We start from the raw sequence: 23,552 nt of genomic DNA on the forward strand, positions 1-23,552 counted from the left end.
GCGATGGGGGAGCCGGCCGCGACCGTCGAGTCGGTGTTCCGCGAGGAACACGGCCGGCTCCTCGCCGCGCTCGTCCATCGATTCGGCGACCTCGACCTTGCCGAGGAGGTCGCATCGGACGCGCTCGAGGCGGCGCTCGTGCACTGGCCGGTCGACGGTGTGCCCGAGCGTCCGGGCGCCTGGCTGCTCACCACGGCCAGGCGCCGAGCGCTGGACCGGGTGCGCCGCGACCGCGTGTACGCGACGCGACTGGCGGAGCTCGCCGTCGACACCGAACGTCGCGCGTCGTACGAACCGCCCGAGGCCGGGGAACTGCCGGACGACCGCCTCGAACTGTTCTTCACGTGCGCCCACCCCGCCCTCGCGGCGGACGACCGCGTAGCGCTGATCCTGCGCTGCCTCGGCGGCCTCACGACGAACGAGGTCGCGCGGGCCTTCCTCGTCCCGTCGCCGACGATGGCCCAGCGGATCGTGCGGGCCAAGAAGAAGATCCGCGGTGCCCGCATCCCGTTCCGGGTGCCCGGACCGGACGAACTGCCGGAGCGCCTGCCGGTGGTGCTCGCGGCGCTGTACTCGATCTTCACCGAGGGCTACGCCGCGAGCAGCGGCGAGCATCTGCAACGCCCCGACCTCGCGGAGGAGGCAATCCGCCTCACGCGCATCCTGCACCGTCTGATGCCGGCGGAACGGGAGGTGAGCGGGTTGCTCGCGCTGATGCTGCTCGTCCACGCCCGCCGAGACGCGCGCACCGATCCATCCGGCGCCGTGATGCTGCTCGACGCGCAGGACCGCGCCCGATGGGACCGCGCGATGATCGAGGAGGGCAGCACACTGGTGGTCGCCGCGCTCACCGGAGGACCACCCGGCCCGTACGGGGTACAGGCCGCGATAGCCGCGTTGCACGACGAGGCAAGCGACGTCGACAGCACCGACTGGCCGCAGATCGTCGCCCTCTACGACGTACTGACCGCCCTGAGCCCGTCACCGATCGTCGCACTGAACCGCGCCGTGGCGGTGGCAATGCGCGACGGGTCTGCGGCCGGACTCGAACTCCTCGACGGACTCGCCGAGGAGCCGAGTCTGCGCGACTACGGGCCGTACGTGGTGGCGCGAGCCGAGTTGCTGGGCCGGGTCGGCCGGAAAGGCGAAGCGGCCGAAGCGTATCGGCGGGCGCTCGAGCTCGCCGGTACCGAACCCGAGCGGCGCCACCTCAGGGCGAGGTCGGCGGAGTTGTCGCGTTCGCGGGAGTTGTGACCGATCCCGGTGCGCCGAGACCTCCGATCGGGGCGGAGCGGCGCGGTCCGGCGGTTCGTATAGCCGGGTACCTCGAGGTCGTAGCGCTTCGGCGTGTACCACTCCGGATCGACCCAATGCGGATTCCGTAGCCGGGTCGCCAGACCGTCCTCCCGGAGCTTGACGCTCTCGTGGATCTTCAGTCCTTCGGGAGATCGTGCCCCGAGAATCTCACGAGTTCCTCGCCCGATGAGCCACCAGATGCGGCTCATCCGGGTCGGCGTCGCCGTCGCGCTCGTCTGTTCCGGTCTCGGAAGCTGCCGCAGGCTCACCGTTCGGCGCAGGAGCACGCCGTGGTCGAGGGCGCCCTCGAGGACCCAGCGGAGCGAGATGTCCGCGAGTCGGCAGTCCTCGAATCCACCGCCGACGTCGGAGTGGACGCCCGTGAACCAGACCTCCTCGATCCGGTCGTTGGCGACCTCGTCCACCTTGTACGGCCTGCGGTACTCGTCGATGGAGATCGCGTGCCGGCCGGCTTCCACGTTCGGCAACTCCGCCGTCTTCTCGAAGTGGTGGTCCTTCTCGAAGATCCCGGGTGCGCTGACGCTGTCCCAGATCCCGAGGTAGTGCACGGGGACGGAGAACGTCCCGTTCGACGCGCGGCACACGGTCGTCGCGAACTGTTCGGCGCACGCGAAGTCGTCGGAGCCCCAGGACCTGCGACGGGCATACGCGGCGATCGCGTACTGCACGAGATTCTCGGACGACGATCGTGGAAGTCCGACGAGATGCAACATCGCCGCGAAGGCACGTGCTGTGTGGGCACCCCGGCTGAACCCGAAGAGATAGATCCGATCGCCGGGTTCCCACTGCTTCATCAGGAACGTGTAGGCCTCTGCGAGGTTCGTCGTGATACCGACACCGAACGCGAGGCCGAGCGTGCGGGAGATCCTCTGTCCCACACGCGTCGAGGCCCCGGCGGAGGAGAAGGTACCGACGCCGGGGTCGTAGTAGGTGACCTGTTCGCCTGTCGTGTTCTCGAGCGCACGGAACAGGCGGACGACGTTGGTGTTCCCCTTCGCCCGAATTTCGTTTCCCGTGCCGTCGAAGCACAGGACGATGTTCTTCGACCCCTTCCTTCTGACGACCTTCTGCGCGATCTCTGTCGGTGGTGTGTTCGTTCCGGGCTGCGGCATAGTGGTGCTCCCTGAATGCGACCGGCTGGTGGATTCGACGCTAGGAGGCGACTCGGGAGGTCTCACGGGTAGTGCGCTACTCGAATCCGGCGGTGCTCGTCGGGCGGATCACTGCAGCGAAAGGCGCCGGTCAGCGGTATTCGTCGACCAGGTCGAGGTAGTCGTCCCACGACGGCGGGCGGGTGCCGGCCAGTGCTGCGTCGAGACGGTCGAGGTAGTACTGCCACCCCGGCCCGATCTCTCCGGCCTCCGAGCGCGGGACGTGCCGGTGTGTGAACTCGAGGGTGGTGACCTTCCCGACTTGGCGCAGCACCACCTCGAGCTGCCACCCGTCCACGTCGACGGCGAATCCCTCCGGGGGAGAACACCGGAGGACGTCGACGTAGGTGGTGGCCGAGTCGTGGTCGTCCGTCATGGTCAGGCGCACACGGCCCGTGGCGGGGTCGCCGGTGTACGTGCCGTACCAACGACCCAGCTTCTCCGAGTCGGTGAGTGCCGCCCAGACCTCACCGATCGGGAGCAGGAAGTTGCGGTGGTAGATCAGCCGCACCAGCGACGAGTCGCTCGGGCAATCACGCTCCGGGCTCACTTCGCCTGTGATCGTCCTCGGCGTGCTCATCACGGCTCCTCTCGATGGGCGCTCGCCTTATCGGAATTGTCCTGCATCCGGCTGCCTCCGCGGTCCGTTTCACCGCGATGGTTCCTCCGCTGTGGCGAAGGAGGTGCGCAGCCGTTGGTTCGGCAGCAGCGCGACTGCGACGAGTCCGACGACGGACAGCACCGACAGCAGGAGGAAGACCCGGCCGGTGCCGCGGTCGCGGCTTCAGCCTGCGTCGCAGTGCGACCAGTGCCACGGCGGCCGGTGCCGCGGGAACGAGGAAGCAGGCCCGCCAGCCGAGGGGCGTATCGACGAGGGCTCCGCCGAGGAGCGGACCGCCGGCCATCGACACCGCCATGACCACGGCGCCGTACCCGGAATAACGACCCTGTTCCCGCGGCGGGATGAGCGCGCCGAGCACCGCGACGGTGACGGCCACGACGCCGCCGAGGCCGATCCCTTGCACCACGCGGCCGGCGAGGAGAACGGACAGGGCCGGAGCGCAGGCAGAGACCATCGACCCCGCCGTCAGCGTCAGCAGAGCGGCCTGGACGAGAAGGCGTGTGTCGTATCGGTCGGATATCGATCCCCAGACCGGGGTGGTGGTCGCGTTGGCCAGGAGAGCGACCGTGATGATCCAGGTCATGCCTACGGACCCGCCACCGAGTTCTGCCGTGACGGCGGGCAGTGCCGGGATCGCGACGGTGCCGGAGAGCAAGGCCGCGAACAGCGCGGCGAGCAGGGGAAGCAGCACCGCGAGAATGTCGCGATGTGTAGGAGGTGGATCGACGGACGTCGGTGACGAGAGTTGCGGAACCGCAGCATGGTGCGAGGACGTGACGGGGTCCTTGGAAGAAGTCGGCGCTCGACGGAGTCGAGGGCAGGGCCGGAACCGAACGCAACACGAAGCGAGGGCACGCCGGGATCGGACCGCCGGAAGGCGGGATCACCGATGCGATACTCGTCGCTCCACGTTCTGCATTCGCATTACTTCTCCTCGGACGGGGGGACGCTTCCGTGTCCACCGAATCGATATTCCCAGTGTGCGCCATCGACGAGCATCGGCACGAGTAGTGCGCTACTCGAATCCGTTCACAGGATCGTCTCGATTCGGTACGGCGGGGTGAACCGTCGGTACAGGGAAGAGATCCGCGAATTCGGACGGCGGCAGTCGTGAAGGTCGTTGTCCGGCACTTCGGTTCTCACGGATGCCGGTTCACCTTTCCGGTCGAGCCGGATGTACCGGCCCGAGACCAGGGTCCGGTCCCGCCAGGTGCGTATGTAGGTGATCCACTCGTCGTCACACAGGGCGGTGACGAGAAGTTCCAGACGGTTCTCGGCGTCTGCGGGCGACTCGTTACGACGGGCGACCGCCTCGACCAACGCCTTACGGTGGGCGCATCTCTGCCGGGCCGCCAGGAGGTCGGTCGCGCTACGAATGCCCAGTGCGCGCAGGTCGGACAGCACTCTCGCGCCCTCGGGATCCGTCTCGGTGGTCGAATCCACGATGTGGAGTCGCAGGATCGCCTGATCGACCCAGTCGACGAGGCGGCCGACCGGAATCCGTGTCTCGAGCAGCAGATCGACGAGATCGTGATGCGCAAGGGCTTCGACGTTGGGCACACCCTCGTCGATCAGTCGTGCCCGGTCGTAGAGGTCTAATCCCTCGATGTCGGTGAGCGGTAGTTGCTCTTCGAGCATGCGGCGTTTCTTGGTGAGGGCGAAGCGCCGCAGGGTGTCGCGCAGCAGCACCATCGCGGTTTCGGGAAGCACGCCGATCACGAACGCCAACGGGAGCACGGTGGCGTCGTAGACCCGCGACTCCGGTGATTCGACGACGGCCTGGAGCAAGCAGGCAAGGATGACGACGGTGATCACTCGCACGGTGATCGCACTGTATGCCTTGGGCCGTAAGTCGTTCCGTGAATACCGGCGCAGGCAGGTGTTGAGGGAGAAGAAGTACGCGCCCAGGAATGCGAACGCGAGCGGATCGGCAAGCGCAGTGAAGAGACTCGTATCGGGCGTGCCGGACGACGCGGGGGAGTACAGCGCCATGGTCCAGCCCAACGCGATGGTGACGGTGGAAACGAGGATGGGCCACAGTCGCTGGGTGGCGTTCACCGTAGTGGTCCGTTCGTCTGCGGCGTAGAAGACCTCGTCCATTTGTCCGCCGTACTTGGCCTGCACGTCTGCCAACGTGTGGACGTTCGGGTCCAGGCGGAAGATCTGCCATTCGAAGCGGTCGCGGAGCGTACTCAGACGTTGACGGTCGAACAGGAAGAACAACGGGCCCGGCAACATGGTTGCCACGGCGACAAATGCGACTGCGACGACGGGCGCCGCCGCGATGCTCACCAGTCCGGTAGCGAATGCCGAGACAGGCACCGCCACGCTGATCACGAGCATGCACCACAACGTGACCGTGTGGAGTTGACGGCGGGAACGAGCCTTGGTGCCGTCGAGGGGTGTATCCGTTGTGGCGTGCAAGGGGACGACATATCCGTGGCGGATCAGGCCTTCCCAGGGCCACTGTCGCTCCGGGTCGGTTGGGACGCGGCGTTCGAGCGGTGCGAACACGAGCGTCCGACCGTCCGCGTGGGTGATGTGCAAGCGGGAAGGCGTCGCATTGCGCAGCTCCGCAGGTGCTGTGTCCGGGGCCGGCGCGGGGGCGCCGCCGTGGCTATCGTTGCCGGGACGGGTAGCGAGAGCATCGTCCAGGCTTCGGAGTGTCTTCAGGACAGACGCGAACCGGTTGCTCTTCCTCTTCTGCAACATGATTCTCACCCCGTTGCATCGTTCGGCCGTGTTCGAATCCTGCGCGCCTCGGGTGCGCCCGGCACGGGTAGCGAGCTACCCGTCTCCGGCGATCGCTCCGCCGGTCCGTGCGACCGAGGGGCGATTCGGACGAAATACCGCAACCGTTCCGTGACATCTCGTACGCTGCACCACGGAAGCGACGAGGGGGCGACGTGGACGACCCGCAGCACGGGTACTGGAACAGGCGGCGTTTTCTCGCCGGGATGGCCGCGACGATGGCGGCGTTGGTCGGCACCACAGAAGTGTTCGCGCGGGAGGTGAACGCGAGCCCGCTGAGCGAGACGCCTCCCGCGCGCGACACGATCAACGGGGTGCTCGCGTTCGTCGTACCCGGCAACGATCCGTACTCGCACCAGCAGGGCGTGTGGACCGACCGGCCCGGCGGCGTCACCGTCGGCACGGCGGAATCGCTCGAGCGAACCCTGGACCAGGCGTCGCCGATGCCGCTGCTCGGACCCGAGGCGGGCAACCTGCCCGGCGCTGCGGCGATCGCGGTGCTGCTCAACACCTTCGGTGTCACCGCCGACCCGCGTTCGGTGAGCGGACCGTTCGCGGCGCCGTTCGCGAACCTGAGCCATGCCGCGAAGGCGCAAGTCTTCGAATGGCTCGACACCGACCCGCGTTTCGAAGGTCTGGTGCTGAAATTCGTGGTCAACGCGATTCCCACGCTGGCGGCCTTCGCGGCGTTCTCGGAGGTCTCCGCGTACGACCGCGCCCGGCGCGAGGTCACCGGGCGCCCGGTCGGCTGGGAGCTGAGCTGCTATGCCGGGCCGAGCGACGGGTGGGACGAGTTCCTGGGTTACTACGGCGGAATCGACGAGGTGGAGAAATAGATGACCGACGTCATCGTCATCGGGGCCGGTGGGGGCGGACCCGTCGTTGCCAAGGAACTCGCGGCGCGCGGTCTCGACGTGCTCGTTCTCGAAGCAGGACCCCGTTTCGCCGACCCGGAGAACGAGTGGACCCACTTCGAGGACGACATCAACAATCCGATCACCGGGCTGTTCCGCCACGGGCCCGGAGACCGCTCGGGCACGCCGTGGCTGCGTGATCTGCCCCAGAACTCGTTCGTGTGGCAGGTGTCCGGTGTCGGTGGCACCACGCTGCATTTCTTCGGCAACTCGCCGCGGGCGGCACCCGGCGCGTTCTCCGGATACGACGGCGCCGACCGCGACATGTACGACACGGCGCACCTGTTCCCCTTCGGATACGACGAGCTGCGTCCCTACTACGAGTGGGTGGAGGCCACGCTGCCCGTGCAGACCGCACCGATGGGCGCCAAGGAGCAGGTGTTCCTGCGAGGTGCAGCAGCCATGGGGCTGCCGCACCAGACCTCGCTCGACACCGCCGGGCCCGCCCACCGCGCCCAGCAGAACGCGATCCTCCAACCCGGTGGCACCGCCGGCCGCACCCGAGACCGCGCGCGTCTGCACCATCCCGAAGCGCGGGGCTGCACGATGTGCGGGCACTGCTATCAGGGCTGTTATCTGCCGCTGGGGGCGCCGCGCAATCTCAAGGCCAAACGGTCCACCGACAACTCGTACGTTCCGATGATGCTCACCGCCGACGCGTGGTCGCCCCAGGGGCGTGCCGTCACCCTGATCGCCGATGCGGTGGTCTCCGAGATCCTCGTCGAAGAGGTGAACGGGGAGACCGTGGCACGCGGCGTGCGGTTCACGACAGCGGGGGAGGAGCACGAGGCGACCGCCCCGGTGGTGGTACTGGCGGCCGGGTGCATCGAAAGCCCGAGACTGTGGCTGAACTCGACGCTGCCCAATCCGAACGGCTGGGTCGGCCGCGGGCTCACCGATCACCACATGGACGCGGTCTTCGGCGTCTTCGACGAGTACACCGGGCAGACGCGCGGACCGGGATCCAACGCGCGCGTCGATCTGCCCGGCTACGGCGGGATCGAGCAGGTCGGCCTGCCTCCGGCGTTGATCGCATACGCGCTGAACTTCAGCGACTCCGGCATCCACGGGTACGGAGGTGCCGGAGGTGTCGTCGATTCCGCAGGGGCCGACAGTGTGGGTCGGCTCGTCGGACGCGACCTGCTCGACACGATGGCCGACACCGACCGAGTCCTCGCGGCGCTCGTCATCTCGGACGACGACGTCGAACCGGACAACCGCGTGACGCTCTCGCCGATCCTGTATCCGGACGAAGGAGGTCTGGCGCCACGCGTGACCGTGCAGCATCGCAGGCGCTCGGCTCGTACCCGCCGCAATCGTGACTACGCGACCCGCAAGGCCGTCGAGTTGATGAGGGCGGCGGGCGCGAAGAGGGTGCATCGCTGCGACTGGCCACCGCTGATCCTGCACTCGCAGTCGAGCATGAGGATGGGGGTGAGCGACCGGGATTCGGTGCTCGACGCCGATGCGGAGGCCCGGTGGGTGAAAAGGCTCTTCGTCGCCGACAACTCGGCGCTCGCCAACAGTCTCGGAGGCCCGAACCCGACGTTGACGACACAGGCGATCGCCACCCGCACGGCGGAGAAGATCTTCGCGAAGTACTTCGGTGGCGATCCCTGGGTGGCACGGGAGAACCCCGTGTCGTCGATCGACGACCGCGTCACCGCTGCTGTGATCGAACGGGGTATCTGACGGCTCGATCCCGGATCGGAACGGTCGATTTCGTCCCGAGTGGAACCGTCGGGCGTCCTGGCGCGTCGAACGAGACAGAGGGCCGTGACGACAGCGGTCCACGACGGGAGGAGCTCACCGGCATGGACCCACGAACGGTGCGATGTGTCCCGGGTCGATCACCACTGCGCGCGTTGCGCTCGACGGCAGGGCCGCGTTCGATGAATCGGATGCGGTGCGTGCGAACCGGTCTCGACGACCATGGCGTCGACGAATCCTCCGGAAATCCACGGGCGGAGACGGACGAGGCCGACGATCCCGACTTCGACGGCGCCGGCGCGTGACGGCCGGATCGCCGGTCACGGCGTCAGGATGCCACCGTCACGTCGGCGATGCGACCGGAGAAGTCACCGAGGTCGCGCACGGCGGCCTGCCAGCCGGCGAGCGCCTCGTCGAGAGTGCCGGTGACGGTGCGGCCCACACCCGACGAGAACGTGCCGTCGGCCTGTCTGTTCGGTCATGAGGCCGGGAGTTGCGCTGCGGCAGCCGGATCGAGGAACCACACGGTGCGTTCGGTGCCGCGGGCACCGGCGGAGGGGACGTCCTCCGGTGCGGCGCCGCCCACAGCCGCTGCGACGGCCTCCGCCTTGGCATCACCGGTGACCAGCAACCAGACCTGCCGCGCCCGCTGCACGGCAGGCAGCGTCAGCGTCACCCGCGCCGGCGGCGGTTTCGGGGAGTCGTCGACACCCACCACGAAACGCTCGGACTCGCGCACCGCGTCGGTGTGGGGAAACAGCGAATTGATGTGTCCCTCACCGCCCATGCCGAGCAGGTGCACGTCGAAGACCGGTGCGGTGCCGTCGGGGGAGTGCGCCGCGAGGAGTTCGGTGTACCGCTGGGCCGAGTCCTGCGGTGTGCTGCACCCGTCCTCGCCGAGCGCCGGCATGGTGTGGATGCGGGCCGGGTCGATCGGCACGTGGTCGAGCAGAGCCTCACGGGCCTGCACCTCGTTGCGATCCGGATCGCCGGGCGGCAGGAAACGCTCGTCGCCGAAGTAGACGTTCACCGCCGACCAATCGATGGCGCCCTGGTCGCGCCGCACGTTCTCGAGCATCGCGATACCGGTACCGCCGCCGGTGAGCACGACGTGGGCCTGCACCCGCTCGCGCTGCGCGGCGACGACGGCATCGACGAAGGCGGACGCCGCGGCGCGGGCGACCTCGTCGGCGTCGGCGAAACGCCGGATCTCGGACGGAGTGCGGACCGTGTCAGACATAATCCACCTTCGGCAGGGCCGACAACGCGGCTTCGTAGACTTCGTCGGGGTCGAGGCGACGCAGTTCCTCGGCGAGACATTCGGCCGAGTTCCGGCGTGCCAGGCTGATCAGCGAATCGGGCTTGTGGGTGCGTTCGAGGGTCGCCACGCGACCTTCCTGCGGGCGTTCCAGGGCGATCGTCTGCGACGCCGTGCGCAGTTCCACCCTCAGCTCGCCGACGGATCGTTCGACGGGGCAGTCGAGGCGGCTCGCGAGCCAGCCCGCGATCAGATCGACGGCCGGTTCGGTCCGCAGCCCCGACACGCGTGCCGAGAGCACCGGCTCGTAGGGCGGCTGATCGAGTGCCGAGACCAGCAGGGCCCGCCAGTAGGTGATGCGAGCCCAGGCCAGATCCGTGTCGCCCGGCCGGTAACCGGACAGGCGGGTCGCGAGATCGGCACGCGGGTCGTCGGAGTTGGTCACGTCGGTGATGCGGCGAACGGCGAGGCGTCCCACCGGGTCCTCGGCCGGGACCGCGGGGGCCTGGTTGGGCCACCACGCAACGACGGGGGTGTCCGGCAGCAGGAAGGGCACCACGACCGATTCCTGATGTTCACCGAGTTCGCCGTGCAGGGCGAGGATCAAGGCTTCGGAGGCGCCCGCTTCACCGGCGACCCGGATCTCCGCGTCGAGCCGTGATGGGCCGTCCTGCCGGCCGCGACCGACGACGATGACGCGGCAGGGATGTTCCTTCGACGCCTCGGTGGCGGCCGTGATCGCGGCGTCGAGGCCCCGCGCATCGCCGGCGCACACGATGAACGTGAGAACACGTCCCTGCGTGACCATTCCGCTCGACCGTCGCAGCTCCACCAGCTTGCGGCTGATGGCGTTGGCGGAGGTGTTGCGCAACTGGATCCTCACGGACGCCTCCATTCCCGACCGGTACGCCGCAGCATCTCGTCGGCCGAATGCGGACCCCAGGTGCCGGACTCGTAGGGCTCCGGTCGCCCGTTCGCCGCCCAGTGCTCGAGCACCGGATCGAGGATCTTCCAGGACAATTCGACTTCCTCGTCCACCGGGAACAGCGACGGGACGCCGAGGAGCACGTCGAGGATCAGCCGCTCGTAGGCTTCGGGGGAGGAGACCGTGAACGCTTGGCCGTAACTGAAGTCCATGTTCACGTCCCGGACCTCCATCTCGGAGCCGGGAACCTTCGAGCCGAAGCGCATCGTGATGCCCTCGTCGGGCTGCACGCGGATCACCAGCGCGTTCTGACCGAGCTCCTCGGTCATGGTCTTGTCGAACGGCAGGTGCGGGGCCCGCTTGAAGACCACCGCGATCTCGGTGACGCGGCGGCCGAGACGCTTGCCGGTGCGCAGGTAGAAAGGCACACCCGCCCAGCGGCGGGTGTCGACCTCGAGGGTGATGGCCGCGTACGTCTCGGTGGTCGAATCCGCTGCGAAACCCTTCTCCTCGAGCAGGCCGACGACCTTCTCGCCGCCCTGCCACCCGGAGGCGTACTGGCCGCGCGCGGTGGTCTCGTCGAACGGCTCGGCCGGCCGGGTCGCGGACAGCACCTTGATCTTCTCTGCGTGCAGCTCCGACGCCGCGAAGCTCACCGGCTCCTCCATCGCGGTGAAGGCGAGCAGCTGCAGGAGGTGGTTCTGGATCACGTCGCGCGCCGCGCCGATACCGTCGTAGTAGCCGGCGCGACCACCGAGGCCGATGTCCTCGGCCATCGTAATCTGCACGTGGTCGACGTAGTGCGCGTTCCACACCGGCTCGAACATCTGGTTCGCGAACCGCAACGCGAGGATGTTCTGGACCGTCTCCTTGCCGAGATAGTGATCGATGCGGAAGACGGATTCCTCGGAGAACACCTCACCGACAACCGAATTGAGCTCGCGCGCACTCTCGAGGTCGTGCCCGAACGGCTTCTCGATCACGACGCGGCTCCACGAGCCGTTGCGTTGCGCGGCCAGACCCGAACGCGACAGCTGCCCGCACACCACGGGGAAGGCGTCCGGAGGGACCGACAGGTAGAACGCGTGGTTGCCACCCGTACCGCGCTCGCGGTCGAGCTTCTCGAGGGTCGTCGCGAGTTCCGCGAACGCCGCATCGTCGTCGAAGGTGCCCTGCACGAAGCGGATCCCCTCCGCGAGGCGCTGCCAGACCTCCTCACGGAAGGGGGTACGCGAATGCTCGCGTACCGCGTCGTGGACCACCTGACCGAAGTCCTCGTCGGCCCAGTCCCTCCGGGCGAAACCGACGAGCGCGAATCCGGGCGGCAGGAGGCCGCGGTTGGCGAGATCGTAGACGGCAGGCATCAACTTGCGCCGGGCCAGATCGCCGGTCACACCGAAGATCACCAGCGCACACGGGCCGGCGATACGGGGCAATCTGCGATCTCTGTTGTCCCGGAGCGGATTCACCCACTCCGCCGCACCGGATTCGGGCACGTTCAGCCCTCCGCGCCCGGCGCGTGAGCCGCGAGCTGTTCCGCCGTCGCCGCGAGCAGGTCCTTCCACGACACGACGAACTTCTCCACACCCTCGTCCTCGAGCTTGCGGAAGACGTCGGGAAGATCCACACCGACCGATGCCAGCGCGTCGAAGACCTGCTGGGAGGAGGCGATGTTGCGGGTGACGGTGTCGCCCGTGACCTCACCGTGGTCGGCGACGGCCTCGAGGGTCTTCTCCGGCATCGTGTTCACGGTGTTCGGCGCGACCAGCTCGGTGACGTAGAGGGTGTCGGGGTAGTCGGGGTTCTTCACACCCGTCGACGCCCACAGCGCACGCTGGGGAACGGCACCCGCCTCGGTGAGCTGCTCGAACCGCGTCCCGCCCTCGAACGCGCGCTGGTAGGCGCCGTACGCGAGCCGCGCGTTGGCGAGACCGGCCTTGCCGCGCAGCGCCAGCGCCTGATCGGTGCCGATCTCCTCGAGGCGCGGGTCGATCTCGGTGTCGACACGCGAGACGAAGAACGACGCGACCGAGCGGATCTTCGACAGGTCGTGACCGGAGGCCTTCGCCGCGGTCAGGCCGTCGAGGTAGGCCTCGATGACCCGCTCGTAGCGCTCGACCGAGAAGATCAGCGTGACGTTGACGCTGACACCCTCGCCGATCACCCGGGCGATGGCCGGCAGACCCGCCACCGTCGCCGGGATCTTGATGAACAGGTTCGGGCGGTCGACGATGCGCCACAGCTCGAGGGCCTGCTGGACGGTGTCGTCCGTCTTGTGCGCCAGACGCGGGTCGACCTCGATCGACACCCGTCCGTCGAGGCCGTCCGTGGCCTCGAACACCGGCGCGAGGACGTCGCAGGCCGCGCGCACGTCGTCGGTGGTGACGGTGCGGATCGCCTCGGTGGCGTCGGCACTGGCGGCAGCGAGATCGCGGATCTGCGCGTCGTAGGCATGGCCCTTCGACAGGGCGGCCTGGAAGATCGACGGGTTGGTCGTCACACCCACGACACTGCGGGTCGCGACGAGCTCGGCGAGCTTGCCGGAGTCGATGAGGTCGCGGGACAGGTCGTCCAGCCACACCGAGACACCCTGGGCGGACAGTTCGGCCAGCGCAGCGTTCTGCGTGGAGGTCTGCTGGGTCATCGGATCATCCCTTCACTCGGGTCAGCGAGCGACGCGCGGCGTCGACGACGGCCTCGGCAGTGATGCCGAACTCGCGGTACAGGGTCTTGTAGTCGGCGGAGGCGCCGTAGTGCTCGAGCGAGACCGGCTCACCGGCGTCGCCGATGAGGCGGTACCACGGCATCGCGAGACCGGCCTCGACGGACACGCGGGCGCGCACCGACGGGGGCAGCACCTCGTCGCGGTAGGCCTGGTCCTGCTCGAGGAACCGGTCGAGCACCGGCACGGAGACGACGCGGGTGGCCACACCGTCGGCCTCGAGGGTCTCGCGGGCGGCGACGGCGAGCTGGACCTCGGAACCGGTCGCGAGGATCACGACCTCCGGGGTGCCCGACGAGGCCTCGGCCAGGATGTAGGCGCCGCGGGCGACACCCTCGGCGGCCTTCTCCCGCGTGCCCTCGAGCACCGGCACGTTCTGACGGGTCAGCGCCAGGGCGGTCGGGCCGGTGCGGTTCTCCAGCGCGGCCTTCCACGCGAACGACGTCTCGTTGGCGTCGGCCGGGCGGATCACGGCGAGATTCGGGATCGCGCGCAGCGCCGCGAGGTGCTCGATCGGCTGGTGCGTCGGGCCGTCCTCACCGAGACCGATCGAGTCGTGCGTCCACACGTAGATCGCCGGGGTCTGCATGAGGGCCGCGAGACGCACCGCGGGCCGCATGTAGTCGGAGAAGACGAGGAAGGTTCCGCCGTAGGGGCGGGTCGGGCCGTGCAGGGCGATGCCGTTGAGGATCGATCCCATCGCATGCTCGCGGACACCGAAGTGCAGGGTGCGTCCGTAGGGCTGCGCGTTCCAGTCCTTCGTGGAGATCGACTCGGGACCGAAGGAGTCGGAACCGGGGATCGTCGTGTTGTTGCTGCCGGCGAGGTCGGCGGAACCGCCCCACAGCTCGGGCAGCACCGGTCCGAGCGCGGCGAGGGCCTTGCCGGACGCCGAGCGGGTCGCGGGACCGCTCTCGGTGGGCTCGTAGGTCGGCAGTGCGTCGACCCAGCCCTCCGGGAACTCACCGGCGTGCAGGCGGTCGAACAGTTCCTTGCGCTGCGGCTCGCGGGAGGCCCACGCGTCGAAGTCGGCCTGCCATGCGGCACGCGCCTCGGTGCCGCGCGTCACGACCTGCCGGGCGTGCTCGATCACGGCGGGGTCGACATCGAAGTTCTTCTCGGGGTCGAAACCGAGGATCTTCTTGATCTCGGCGACCTCGTCGGCGCCGAGCGCGGCACCGTGCGCGTCGCCGCTGTTCATCTTCGTCGGCGCCGGGTAGCCGATGATCGTGCGGACGGAGATGAAGGACGGTCGGTCGGTGACGGCCTTCGCGGCCTCGACGGCCTCGAGCAGCGCGGTGACGTTCTCGCCGCCCTCGACGGTCTGCACGTGCCAGCCGTAGGCCTCGTAGCGCTTGGAGACGTCCTCACCGAGAGCGATCGCGGTGTCGTGCTCGATGGAGATCTTGTTGTCGTCGTAGAAGACGATCAGGTTGCCGAGCTGCTGGACACCGGCGAGCGAGGACGCCTCGGAGGTCACGCCCTCCTCGATGTCGCCGTCGGAGGCGATCACGTAGACGTAGTGGTCGAACGGGCTCGAGCCGGCGGGCGCCTCGGGATCGAACAGACCGCGCTCGCGGCGGGCGGCCATCGCCATACCCACGGCGGAGGCCAGACCCTGACCCAGCGGGCCGGTGGTCATCTCGACGCCGGCGGTGTGGCCGTACTCGGGGTGGCCCGGGGTGAGCGAACCCCACGTGCGCAGCGCTTCGAGGTCGGCGAGCTCGAGTCCGTAGCCGGACAGGTACAGCTGGGTGTACAGCGTCAGGCTCGAATGTCCGCACGAGAGCACGAAGCGGTCGCGGCCGACCCACTCGGGGTCGGTCGGATCGTGGCGCATCACACGCTGGAAGAGGGTGTATGCGAGCGGAGCGAGGCTCATCGCGGTACCGGGATGCCCGTTTCCGACCTTCTGCACGGCGTCGGCGGCGAGCACGCGCGCGGTGTCGACGGCCTTGGTGTCCAGGTCGGTCCAGTCGGCAGGATGCGCAGGCTGGGTGAGGGTGCGGATCTCGTCTGTGATCGACACGAGCTTGAAGTCTCCTGACATGGGTGTACGGGGTCCCGGCGGGTGGAAGTCGGCCCGCGCGCTACTTCAGACTAGTGCGCTGCTCCGAACGGGTCGATTCGGTCCGGGCAACGGTCCGGTCTACCATCGTTCGTAGTAGAGGAGCGTCCGGAACCGGGCGACCGTGAACGGGCGAAACGAAGGTGCGGATCCGCGTGGGACAAGGAGACAGTGTGCGGGCAGGGCGACGGCCGGGAGGACACGGCTTCGGCGCCCCCGAAGCGCCGAGCGCCCCGCGCCCCGACACCGCGTGGGGCCGGATCTCCGGCACCGTCCTCGCCTACATCGCGTTGACCAAGCCGCGGGTGATCGAACTCCTGCTGGTCGCGACCATTCCCGCGATGCTGTTCGCCGACCGCGGCAACGTCGACATCGTGCTCATCCTGAGCACCCTGTTCGGCGGCTGGATGGGGGCGGCGAGCGCCAACTCGCTCAACTGCGTCGTCGACGCCGACATCGACAAGGTGATGAAACGCACGGCGTTGCGTCCTCTTGCCCGGCAGACGGTGCCGACGCGTAACGCCTTCGTCTTCGGCATGGTGCTCGGGATCGCGTCGTTCGCGTGGCTGTGGTGGCGGGCGAATCTGCTGGCCGGACTGTTGGTCGTGGCGACGATCGCGTTCTACGTGCTCGTGTACACGATGGTGCTCAAACGCCGAACCTGGCAGAACGTGGTCTGGGGCGGGGCTGCCGGATGTATGCCCGTGATGGTCGGCTGGGCCGCCGTGACGGGTTCGCTGAGCTGGGAACCCATCGTGTTGTTCCTGGTCATCTTCTTCTGGACGCCGCCGCACACCTGGGCGCTCGCGATGCGTTACAAGGAGGACTACAAGGCCGCCGGCGTGCCGATGTTGCCGGTCATCGCCACCGAGCAGCACGTCACCAAGCAGATCGTGTTCTACACGTGGGCGACCGTGATCGCGACGCTGGTGATCGTCCCGGCCGCCGGTGTGATCTACGCGGCTGTTGCGCTGCTCGCGGGTGCCTGGTTCCTGATCGTCGCGCACCAGCTGTTCAACAGCGTGCGCGGTGGGGCGTCGGTCAAGCCGCTCAAGCTGTTCCTGCAGTCCAACAACTACCTCGCGGTGGTGTGCCTGGGCCTGGCGATCGACTCCGTGCTCGCACTGCCGACGATCGGCTCGTACTTCTGATCCACGCTTCACGACGAACGCCCCGGCCGATCGGCCGGGGCGTTCGTCGTGTCGAGTCGGGAGATCACGGGATCAGGACGATCGATCCGGTGGTCCGCCGTCCTTCGAGATCGGCGTGGGCGCGGGCGGCTTCGGCGAGGGGATAGCTCGCTCCCACCCGGAGCTTCAGCGACCCGTCGGCGAGCGCCGCGAGCACGTCGCCCGCCCGCCACAGCAGCTCCTCGCGGTCTCGGGTGTAGTGCACGAGGGTCGGCCGCGTGACGAACAGCGAACCCGCCGGGTTCAGCCGCTGCAGGTCGAAGGGCGGGACGGGTCCGCTCGCGGCGCCGAACAGTGCGACCGTGCCGCGCACGCGGACGGACGCGAGCGACGCCTCGAAGGTCGCGGCACCGACACCGTCGTAGGCCGCGGCCACCCCCTCACCATCGGTGAGCTCGCGCACCTTCTCGGCGAGGTCGTCGCCGTAGCGCAGCACCTCCGCGGCGCCGGCCTCCCGCGACAGGGCCTCCTTCTCGTCGGAGGACACGGTGGTGATCACCCGCACGCCCTTCGCGACGGCGAGTTGCGTCAGGATCAGCCCCACACCCCCGGCACCGGCGTGGACGAGAACCGTCTCGCCGGGCTGTGCCGGGTGGACGGAGTTCAGCAGGTAGTGCGCGGTCATGCCCTGCAGGAGGACCGAAGCGGCCTGCTCGGCCGGCACCGAGCCCGGGACCGGCACGGCGACCTGCCCGCGGACGCGGACCAGTTCGGCGTACGAGCCGGGTGCATCGCACCACGACACCCGGTCGCCGACCGCCGTGTCCCGCACACCCTCGCCGACCGCGACGACCGTGCCCGTGCCCTCCGAGCCCGGGATGTACGGCAGCTCCGTGCCGTAGAGGCCGGTGCGGAAGTAGGTGTCGATGAAGTTGACGCCGATCGCGTCGGTGCGGACCAGCAGCTCACCCGGTCCGGGCGAGGGGTCGGGTCGTTCGACGGGGACGAGGACGTCGGGGCCTCCGTGCTGTGTCACTTCGATTGCGTGCATAGCGCTCACAGTATTCTGCAGACATGAGCGTCGAAACACAGGTCGTGGCCGCACCGGCCGACATCGTCTCGTCCATCCGCAGCTTCGTCGCCGAGCACGGAGGTTCCGGGAAGGCAGTGCTGCAGCCGATCGGTCTGTCCGGCGTCCGGATCACCGTGGTCGCCGCCGACGGCACCCTCGGCGACCGCGTCGCGAAGGACCTCCCGACGGCGCGTGCCATCGTCGAGGAGATCCCCGACGTCACCGTCTCCGAGTGGGACCGCGAGGTCACCAGCATCGCCAACCCGCAGAAGGGTCACTGGGCGAAGATGGCCGGCTGGGTGGCACGCCAGACGAAGTTCCCGAAGGCCCGCAACGAGCGCTGACCGACCCGACACCCGTACGACGACACGCGGCCCCTCTCCGGAAATCCGGGGAGGGGCCGCGGCGTCGAACGGTCAGGCCGGAACGGGTTCGCGATCCGGTGCGGTCGTGCGCGTCCGTCCGGCCGCCCAGACCGCGGCGGTCGCCGCCGTGCACAGTCCGGCGCCGGCAACGTGGAAGACGACCAGCACGGCGGGCACGTCCGTCCAGAACTGGACGAGGCCGATGCCTGCCTGTGCGACCACCAGTGCGAGAACGACCTTCAGACGCAGCGTGACGGCTCGGGGTGCATGGACCGCGTAGACGGCGAAGGTGAGGCCGATCAACAGCGCGAGATAACCGACGAGCGCTTCGGCGTGCAGGTGGACGAGATTGGTGATGTCGAGCGCAAGGCGCGGGACGGGTCTGTCGACACTCTTGTCTCCGGCGTGCGGGCCGGCGCCGGTGACCATCGTGCCCAGCACGAGGACCACGGCGAGCGCGACACCCGTCAGAGCGGTGAGCCGGCGCAACGGCTGAGGCAGTACCTGCACCACCGTGCCGTCGTCCGGCTCGCTCACCTTCGCGTAGAGCACTGTCGCCAGCCACACCATGAGCATCGACGCGAGCAGGTGGATCGCGACCGTCCACCAGGCGAGACCGGCCAGGACGGTGATACCGCCGATGATCGCCTGCAGCACGGTGCCCGCGGGCATCACCCACGCCCAGGCGATGACCTCCTTGCGGCGCCGTGCGCGGGTGACGGCCAGGACGATCGCGGCTGCGACGGCCACGACCACGAAGGTCAGCAGCCGGTTGCCGAACTCGACCACCTGGTGCAGGGTGTTCACCCCGCTCGACACACCCACCGGGACCAACGACCCGGGGAAGCACTGCGGCCAGGTCGGGCAACCCAGTCCGGAGGCGGTGACGCGGACGACCGAACCGGTCACGGCGATGCCGCCCTGGGTGAGAATCGTGAGGAACGCGATGATCTTCTGCGTCCGCAGCGACGGCAGGGGGAGACGGTCGACAAGGCTCAGGTAGCCGCGATACAACACGGTTCGATGGTACGGCGTGAACCACTACACGCTGTAGTTGGGTCGTGCCCGATCGGGCCGCCCACGACTCAGGTGAAGCGGAACCAGCGCGCCGCGGCCGTGCCGCCGATCACCGTCCACACGAGCAGCGAGACGATCGACAACCAGTCGAACACACCCGAGGTGGCGTTCTCGAGCGCGAGCGTCAACGCCCCCGACGGCACGATCCGCAGCAGGTGGACCACCGCTTCGGGGATCACGTCGCCGAGCACCACGACGCTGCCGATGCCCAACAGCACGAACCACACGATGTTCGCGAGGGCGAGCACGATCTCGGCGCGCAGGGTTCCGCCGAGCAGCAACCCCAGTGTCGCGAACATCACCGTGCCCAGGGCGATGACGACCGCCCCGACGAGCAGGTCGACGGGGGAGGGGCGCCAGCCCAGGGCCAGCCCGATGGCACCGAGCAACACGGCCTGCAGGACGACGACGATGCCCACTGCCGCGCTCTTGCCCGCGATGATTCCCCACTTGGGCAGCGCGGTCGCGCCGATCCGCTTGAGGGCGCCGTAGCGGCGGTCGAAGCCCACCGCGATCGCCTGACCGGTGAACGCAGTCGACATCACGGCCACCATCATCACTGCGGGCAGCACGCTGTCGACCCGCGAGTCGCCGAGATCGCCGATGGGCAGCAGCGACAGGCCGATCAACAGCGTGATCGGGATGAACATCGTCAGCAGGAGCTGCTCGCCGTTGCGCAGCAGCAGCTTGAGTTCCATGGCGGTCTGCGCCGCGAGCATCTTCGACGGTGAGTTCGGCTGCGGTCGCGGGGTGAAGGTCCCCTCCGCGAACCGGTTGTTCGCCAGACGATCGTGGGTCACGCTCACCCTCTCAACTCCCGACCGGTCAACTCGAGGAAGACGTCCTCGAGGCTGCGCTGATCCACCCGGATCTCGGTTGCCAGTGCGCCCAGGTTCGCGCACCAGGTGGCTGCCGTCGCGACGACGGACGGTTCGATCGTGCCCTCGACGAGATACCGCCCGGGGTTGTCCTCCCGGACCCGGTGGGTGCCGGCCAGAGCGGACTGCAGGGCGCTCAGGTCGAGGCCCGGAGGCGCGGTCAGCCACAGCTGGCCCTCGGCGCCGTCACGGGTGACCTCGTCGGGCGTTCCCGCGGCGACCACCCGGCCGTGATCGATGATGACGATCTCGTCGGCGAGCTCTTCGGCCTCGTCCATGAGGTGGGTGGTGAGCAGCACGCTCACGCCGTCGCGGCGCAGCGCGTCGATCAGTTCCCACACGAGCAGCCGGGCCTGCGCGTCGAGACCCGCCGTCGGTTCGTCGAGGAACACCAGTTCGGGGCGCCCGACCAGCGCGCATGCGAGCGCGAGGCGTTGCTGTTGTCCGCCCGACAGTCGTCGGTAGGGAGTGCGGCGGGCGTCTGTGAGCCCGAGGCGCCGGAGCAGCCAGTCGGGGTCGAGGGGGTCGGCCGAGTAGGCCGCCACCAGGTCGAGCATCTCGCCGGCGCGAGAACCCGGATATGCGCCGCCACCCTGCAGCATCACGCCGATCCGGGGGCGGAGGGCGTCGGAATCGGCGACGGGATCGAGACCCAGGACGCGGACCGTGCCGGCGTCGGGAGTGACGAATCCCTCGCACATTTCCACGGTGGTGGTCTTACCGGCGCCGTTCGGGCCGAGGAGGGCGAGCACCTGAGCGCGTTCGACGGTCAGGTCCAGACCGTTCACGGCGGTGACGCCCCCGTAGGTCTTGACGACGCCGTTCAGGCGCACAGCCGGTACCGCACCGGCGGGAGAACTCGGGGTCACGGGGTTCCAGCCTAGGCGTCCGCGGTTTCCGCCGGACGCGGTGGTGTGCGCTCCTGCAGCCGCCACGGCAGCCGGGAGCGCGTGGCGACGATGATCAGCCCGACCACCACGATGGTCGCGATCGACGCCTGGACGATGATGAACGGTTGGTATTCGCTGCCGTTGGGCATGAGGATCATGCCGACCACCGATGAGAACGCGATGGTGGGGATCCGGAAGACCGGGCGGGTCGCCCAGGCCGCGAGCGGGATCACCGCCCACAGCAGGTACCACGGTTGCACGACCGGGAAGAGCAGCACGATCGCGCCCAGCGACACTCCCAGCGCACCGACGGGATGGATCCGTCCCATGAGCACCGCGAGCAGCATGCGCACCGTGACGAAGGCGGCCACCAGCGCGGCGATGGGGCGAGTGATGGACAGCACGGCCGTCGTGTGGTCGCCGAGACCGAGCAGCACGCCCCCGAGGCCGGTACCCATGCCGAGCAGTGTCGGGATCGACATCCAGCTGCGGACCTCCGTGGCGGTGCCCAGGGTCTTCGTCCAGCCGAAGCCCAGCCCGCTGCCCCAGCTCACAGCGCCGATGACGATGCAGGTCCCGATGCCGAGGATCGCGGCAGCAGCGATCACGGCGCGGAAGCCGCCACCCCACTTGCGGGCAAGGGCCATGCCGACGAATCCGAGCGCGAGCAGCGAGGGCACCTTGATCATCGACGACAGGGCGATCAGCGCGGTGCCGGCCGCGAGCCACCCCGCGAGACGCAGGCGCGAGGCCGCCTCGTCGTCCGGGTGGACGGCCCGCAGCGCGAGTTCGACACCGGCGAGCATGAGCCCGAGCATCAGGGCCTCGTTGTGAATGCCCGCCACCAGGTGGAAGAGCAACAGTGGGTTCGCGGCACCGAGCCACAACGCGCTCACCGACGCGACGCCGCACCGGCGGGCGAGCCGCGGCAGCGCCCACACGATCAGGGCCACACCCACGAGCGCGAGCAGCCGGTGGACGAAGATGCCGGCCACGATGTTCTCGCCCGTGAGATACGTGATCTTCTCGCCGATCCACAGGAAGGCCGGGCCGTAGGGGGCCGAGGTGTCGCGCCAGATGTTCGGCACAGTCCGGGTCAGGACGTGGTCGACCCCCAGCGCGCCGGCCGGACCGATGGCGTAGGGATCGAGCCCGCGCGCCGCGATCTCGCTCTGTGCGAGATACGAGTAGACGTCCTTGCTGAACATCGGCGGCGCGACGACCAGCGGAAGGATCCACAGCAGCAAGGTGCGGTCGAGCTGCGACCGGGACAGTCGGCGCACGGGACCGTCCGGTGTGCCCCGGCCGATCGCGAACCGGCCGAGCAGCAACCAGGCGAGGATCACCAGCGCCGTGCCGATCATGGTCGTCGTGAGGGCGGCGCTCGGCATGCGTGCCGCCAACCCGAGGGCGCGGACGCCCTGCACGGGGTTCTGCAGGACCGGCTGGGCGCCGGCGCCGAGCGCTCCGACGGCCATGAGGACGGCACCGGTGGCGCCGAGCAATCGGATGCGGTGGAGATAGATGTTCTCGATCGCATCGAGTCCGCGACCTTCGGTCTCGTCGCCGTGCAGGACGACCGAGACATCGGCGTGTGGGCCCGGGGCGTCGAGGCCCAGGGCGCGTCGGATCCACACGTGCAGCCGTTCGCGGACCCCGGATCGGCCCGGCGACGGAGACGTCGTGCGCGGGGCGCACAGGGGAGGAGTCGACGGCACGTCAGAAGCGTAACGGGACGGCGAGGGTGGTCTTCGACGGCTCCGTCATGAGGTGTAACAAAGGGCACCCTTGGTGGACCGTGCTTCCGAATTCCGTCACACTGGTGTTGTGAAATACCCGTCCGACACCACCGACGCCGCAGAACGCGCAGGTCACGCACCTGCCGCGACGGCGTCGCGCGTCGAGGACACCCGCAGGAATCCTGCTTCGACGGGCCGCGAGATCCCGGAGGGTCAAACCCGCGCCGCCGTCGTGCAGCTGCTGCTCGAAGAAGGTCCCATCACCGCGCCGGAGATCGGCGAGCGTCTGGGGCTCAGTGCCGCGGGCGTGCGACGCCATCTCGACGCGCTCATCGAGTCCGGTGAGGCGCAGGCCGCCGCGCCGCCGCGCAGGCAGGGACGCGGTCGTGGCCGCCCCGCCCGCCGCTTCCAGCTCACCGCCGTCGGGCGTGCCCGCCTCGGGCACTCCTACGACGATCTCGCCACCGCCGCGATGCGGCACCTGCGCGAGCTCGGAGGCGACGCTGCCGTCGAGGACTTCGCGCGGCGCCGCGTGGACTCGATCCTCGGCACCATCGCACCCGCCGACGAGAACGTCGACGACGTCGAGAGCGTCGCCGAGGAGATCGCCGGGGCGTTCACCGCCTCCGGTTTCGCCGCCTCGACCCGCCGCGTCGGCACCGGCGTGCAGATCTGCCAGCACCACTGCCCGGTCTCGCACGTCGCGGAGCAGTTCCCCGAACTGTGCGAGGCGGAGCAGGAGGCCTTCGTGCGGATCCTCGGAACCCACGTGCAACGCCTCGCGACGATCGCGAACGGTGACGCCTTCTGTACGACACACGTGCCCGTTCTCCCCAGAGCGGATGTGCCCCGTCCGGAGCCGCCCACGTGACGACCCCACCGCGAGTGCTCCGCGAACCAGGGCACACCAGGAAGACATCCACCCACCCGTCGACCGTCGACGCACAGCCCGCGCCGACGCCC

Annotated in this window: 19 protein-coding genes and 1 pseudogene; 6 read left to right on the plus strand and 14 right to left on the minus strand. The window is 69.0% G+C overall.

What is annotated here, in order from left to right:
• Positions 1-3: 3 nt before the first annotated feature.
• Positions 4-1,254 carry an RNA polymerase sigma factor gene (locus ACNJ7K_RS22795; protein WP_120282444.1) on the plus strand — a complete coding sequence of 417 codons (1,251 nt, stop codon included), beginning with the start codon at positions 4-6 and terminating at the stop codon, positions 1,252-1,254.
• A 359-nt stretch (positions 1,255-1,613) separates the two neighbouring features.
• Here the strand turns inward: ACNJ7K_RS22795 and ACNJ7K_RS22800 are convergent.
• The 4 genes and pseudogenes from ACNJ7K_RS22800 to ACNJ7K_RS22815 form a co-directional block, all read right to left on the minus strand.
• A pseudogene (locus ACNJ7K_RS22800) lies at positions 1,614-2,429 on the minus strand (DUF2235 domain-containing protein); the annotation flags it as partial.
• A gap of 130 nt (positions 2,430-2,559) precedes the next feature.
• A complete protein-coding gene (locus ACNJ7K_RS22805) occupies positions 2,560-3,048 on the minus strand; it encodes an SRPBCC domain-containing protein (protein ID WP_120282446.1) in 489 nt (162 codons plus the stop codon).
• The gene (locus ACNJ7K_RS22810; protein ID WP_268655648.1) at positions 3,002-3,781 is read right to left on the minus strand and encodes an MFS transporter; all 780 of its coding nucleotides are present in this window, start codon (positions 3,779-3,781) and stop codon (positions 3,002-3,004) included. The genes ACNJ7K_RS22805 and ACNJ7K_RS22810 overlap by 47 nt, the downstream gene beginning before the upstream one ends.
• Before the next feature lie 338 nt (positions 3,782-4,119).
• A complete protein-coding gene (locus ACNJ7K_RS22815; RefSeq protein ID WP_268655649.1) occupies positions 4,120-5,433 on the minus strand; it encodes a hypothetical protein in 1,314 nt (437 codons plus the stop codon).
• 563 nt (positions 5,434-5,996) lie between these two features.
• Between ACNJ7K_RS22815 and ACNJ7K_RS22820 the strand changes: the two genes are divergently transcribed.
• Together ACNJ7K_RS22820 and ACNJ7K_RS22825 are read left to right on the plus strand one after the other, a co-directional pair.
• Positions 5,997-6,677: a hypothetical protein gene (locus ACNJ7K_RS22820; protein ID WP_159418440.1), complete on the plus strand. Its 681-nt coding sequence runs from the start codon at positions 5,997-5,999 to the stop codon at positions 6,675-6,677.
• Entirely contained in the window at positions 6,678-8,447 is a 1,770-nt protein-coding gene (locus ACNJ7K_RS22825) for a GMC family oxidoreductase N-terminal domain-containing protein (RefSeq protein WP_487042208.1), read from the plus strand.
• Between the two features lie 496 nt (positions 8,448-8,943).
• Here the strand turns inward: ACNJ7K_RS22825 and pgl are convergent, their stop codons facing one another.
• Genes pgl through tkt form a run of 5 tightly spaced genes read right to left on the minus strand, consistent with a single transcriptional unit; the run spans position 8,944 to position 15,399 of the window.
• Positions 8,944-9,705 carry a 6-phosphogluconolactonase gene (gene pgl, locus ACNJ7K_RS22830; protein ID WP_159418439.1) on the minus strand — a complete coding sequence of 254 codons (762 nt, stop codon included), beginning with the start codon at positions 9,703-9,705 and terminating at the stop codon, positions 8,944-8,946.
• Positions 9,698-10,606, minus strand: a complete 909-nt coding sequence (gene opcA, locus ACNJ7K_RS22835) for a glucose-6-phosphate dehydrogenase assembly protein OpcA (RefSeq protein WP_323754851.1) — start codon at positions 10,604-10,606, stop codon at positions 9,698-9,700. Before opcA ends, pgl begins: the two co-directional genes overlap by 8 nt.
• Complete coding sequence (gene zwf, locus ACNJ7K_RS22840; protein ID WP_183070694.1) at positions 10,603-12,144, minus strand: glucose-6-phosphate dehydrogenase; 1,542 nt, start codon at positions 12,142-12,144, stop codon at positions 10,603-10,605. The genes opcA and zwf overlap by 4 nt, the downstream gene beginning before the upstream one ends.
• A 2-nt stretch (positions 12,145-12,146) precedes the next feature.
• Positions 12,147-13,292: a transaldolase gene (gene tal / locus ACNJ7K_RS22845; RefSeq protein WP_268655652.1), complete on the minus strand. Its 1,146-nt coding sequence runs from the start codon at positions 13,290-13,292 to the stop codon at positions 12,147-12,149.
• A gap of 4 nt (positions 13,293-13,296) precedes the next feature.
• Positions 13,297-15,399 (minus strand): transketolase, encoded by a 2,103-nt coding sequence (gene tkt / locus ACNJ7K_RS22850; protein WP_120284229.1) that lies wholly within the window; start codon positions 15,397-15,399, stop codon positions 13,297-13,299.
• A 212-nt stretch (positions 15,400-15,611) separates the two neighbouring features.
• Here tkt and ACNJ7K_RS22855 point away from each other — a divergent pair, with 212 nt between their 5' ends.
• Positions 15,612-16,589 carry a heme o synthase gene (locus ACNJ7K_RS22855; protein WP_120282452.1) on the plus strand — a complete coding sequence of 326 codons (978 nt, stop codon included), beginning with the start codon at positions 15,612-15,614 and terminating at the stop codon, positions 16,587-16,589.
• Between the two features lie 64 nt (positions 16,590-16,653).
• On the opposite strand, the gene ACNJ7K_RS22860 is transcribed toward ACNJ7K_RS22855, so the two are convergent.
• A complete protein-coding gene (locus ACNJ7K_RS22860; RefSeq protein WP_487042209.1) occupies positions 16,654-17,619 on the minus strand; it encodes a quinone oxidoreductase family protein in 966 nt (321 codons plus the stop codon).
• Between the two features lie 23 nt (positions 17,620-17,642).
• Here ACNJ7K_RS22860 and ACNJ7K_RS22865 point away from each other — a divergent pair, with 23 nt between their 5' ends.
• Entirely contained in the window at positions 17,643-17,984 is a 342-nt protein-coding gene (locus ACNJ7K_RS22865; RefSeq protein ID WP_006551494.1) for a hypothetical protein, read from the plus strand.
• 72 nt (positions 17,985-18,056) lie between these two features.
• On the opposite strand, the gene ACNJ7K_RS22870 is transcribed toward ACNJ7K_RS22865, so the two are convergent.
• The 4 genes from ACNJ7K_RS22870 to mptB form a co-directional block, all read right to left on the minus strand.
• On the minus strand, positions 18,057-19,022 hold the full coding sequence (locus tag ACNJ7K_RS22870) for a COX15/CtaA family protein (RefSeq protein WP_120282454.1): 966 nt from the start codon (positions 19,020-19,022) through the stop codon (positions 18,057-18,059).
• A gap of 68 nt (positions 19,023-19,090) precedes the next feature.
• Positions 19,091-19,888: an ABC transporter permease gene (locus tag ACNJ7K_RS22875; protein WP_487042210.1), complete on the minus strand. Its 798-nt coding sequence runs from the start codon at positions 19,886-19,888 to the stop codon at positions 19,091-19,093.
• Positions 19,885-20,829, minus strand: coding sequence for an ABC transporter ATP-binding protein (locus tag ACNJ7K_RS22880; RefSeq protein WP_120282456.1), 945 nt, complete (start codon positions 20,827-20,829; stop codon positions 19,885-19,887). The genes ACNJ7K_RS22875 and ACNJ7K_RS22880 overlap by 4 nt, the downstream gene beginning before the upstream one ends.
• Before the next feature lie 11 nt (positions 20,830-20,840).
• Positions 20,841-22,568 (minus strand): polyprenol phosphomannose-dependent alpha 1,6 mannosyltransferase MptB, encoded by a 1,728-nt coding sequence (gene mptB, locus ACNJ7K_RS22885; RefSeq protein WP_419150187.1) that lies wholly within the window; start codon positions 22,566-22,568, stop codon positions 20,841-20,843.
• Positions 22,569-22,677: 109 nt separating this feature from the next.
• On the opposite strand from mptB, the gene ACNJ7K_RS22890 reads away from it, so the two are divergent.
• Entirely contained in the window at positions 22,678-23,460 is a 783-nt protein-coding gene (locus tag ACNJ7K_RS22890; RefSeq protein WP_371683063.1) for a helix-turn-helix transcriptional regulator, read from the plus strand.
• The last annotated feature ends 92 nt before the right edge of the window (positions 23,461-23,552 follow it).

The sequence above is a fragment of the Rhodococcus shunpengi genome (genome assembly GCF_048381395.1).
In the GTDB taxonomy this organism is placed as follows: Bacteria; Actinomycetota; Actinomycetes; order Mycobacteriales; family Mycobacteriaceae; genus Rhodococcus.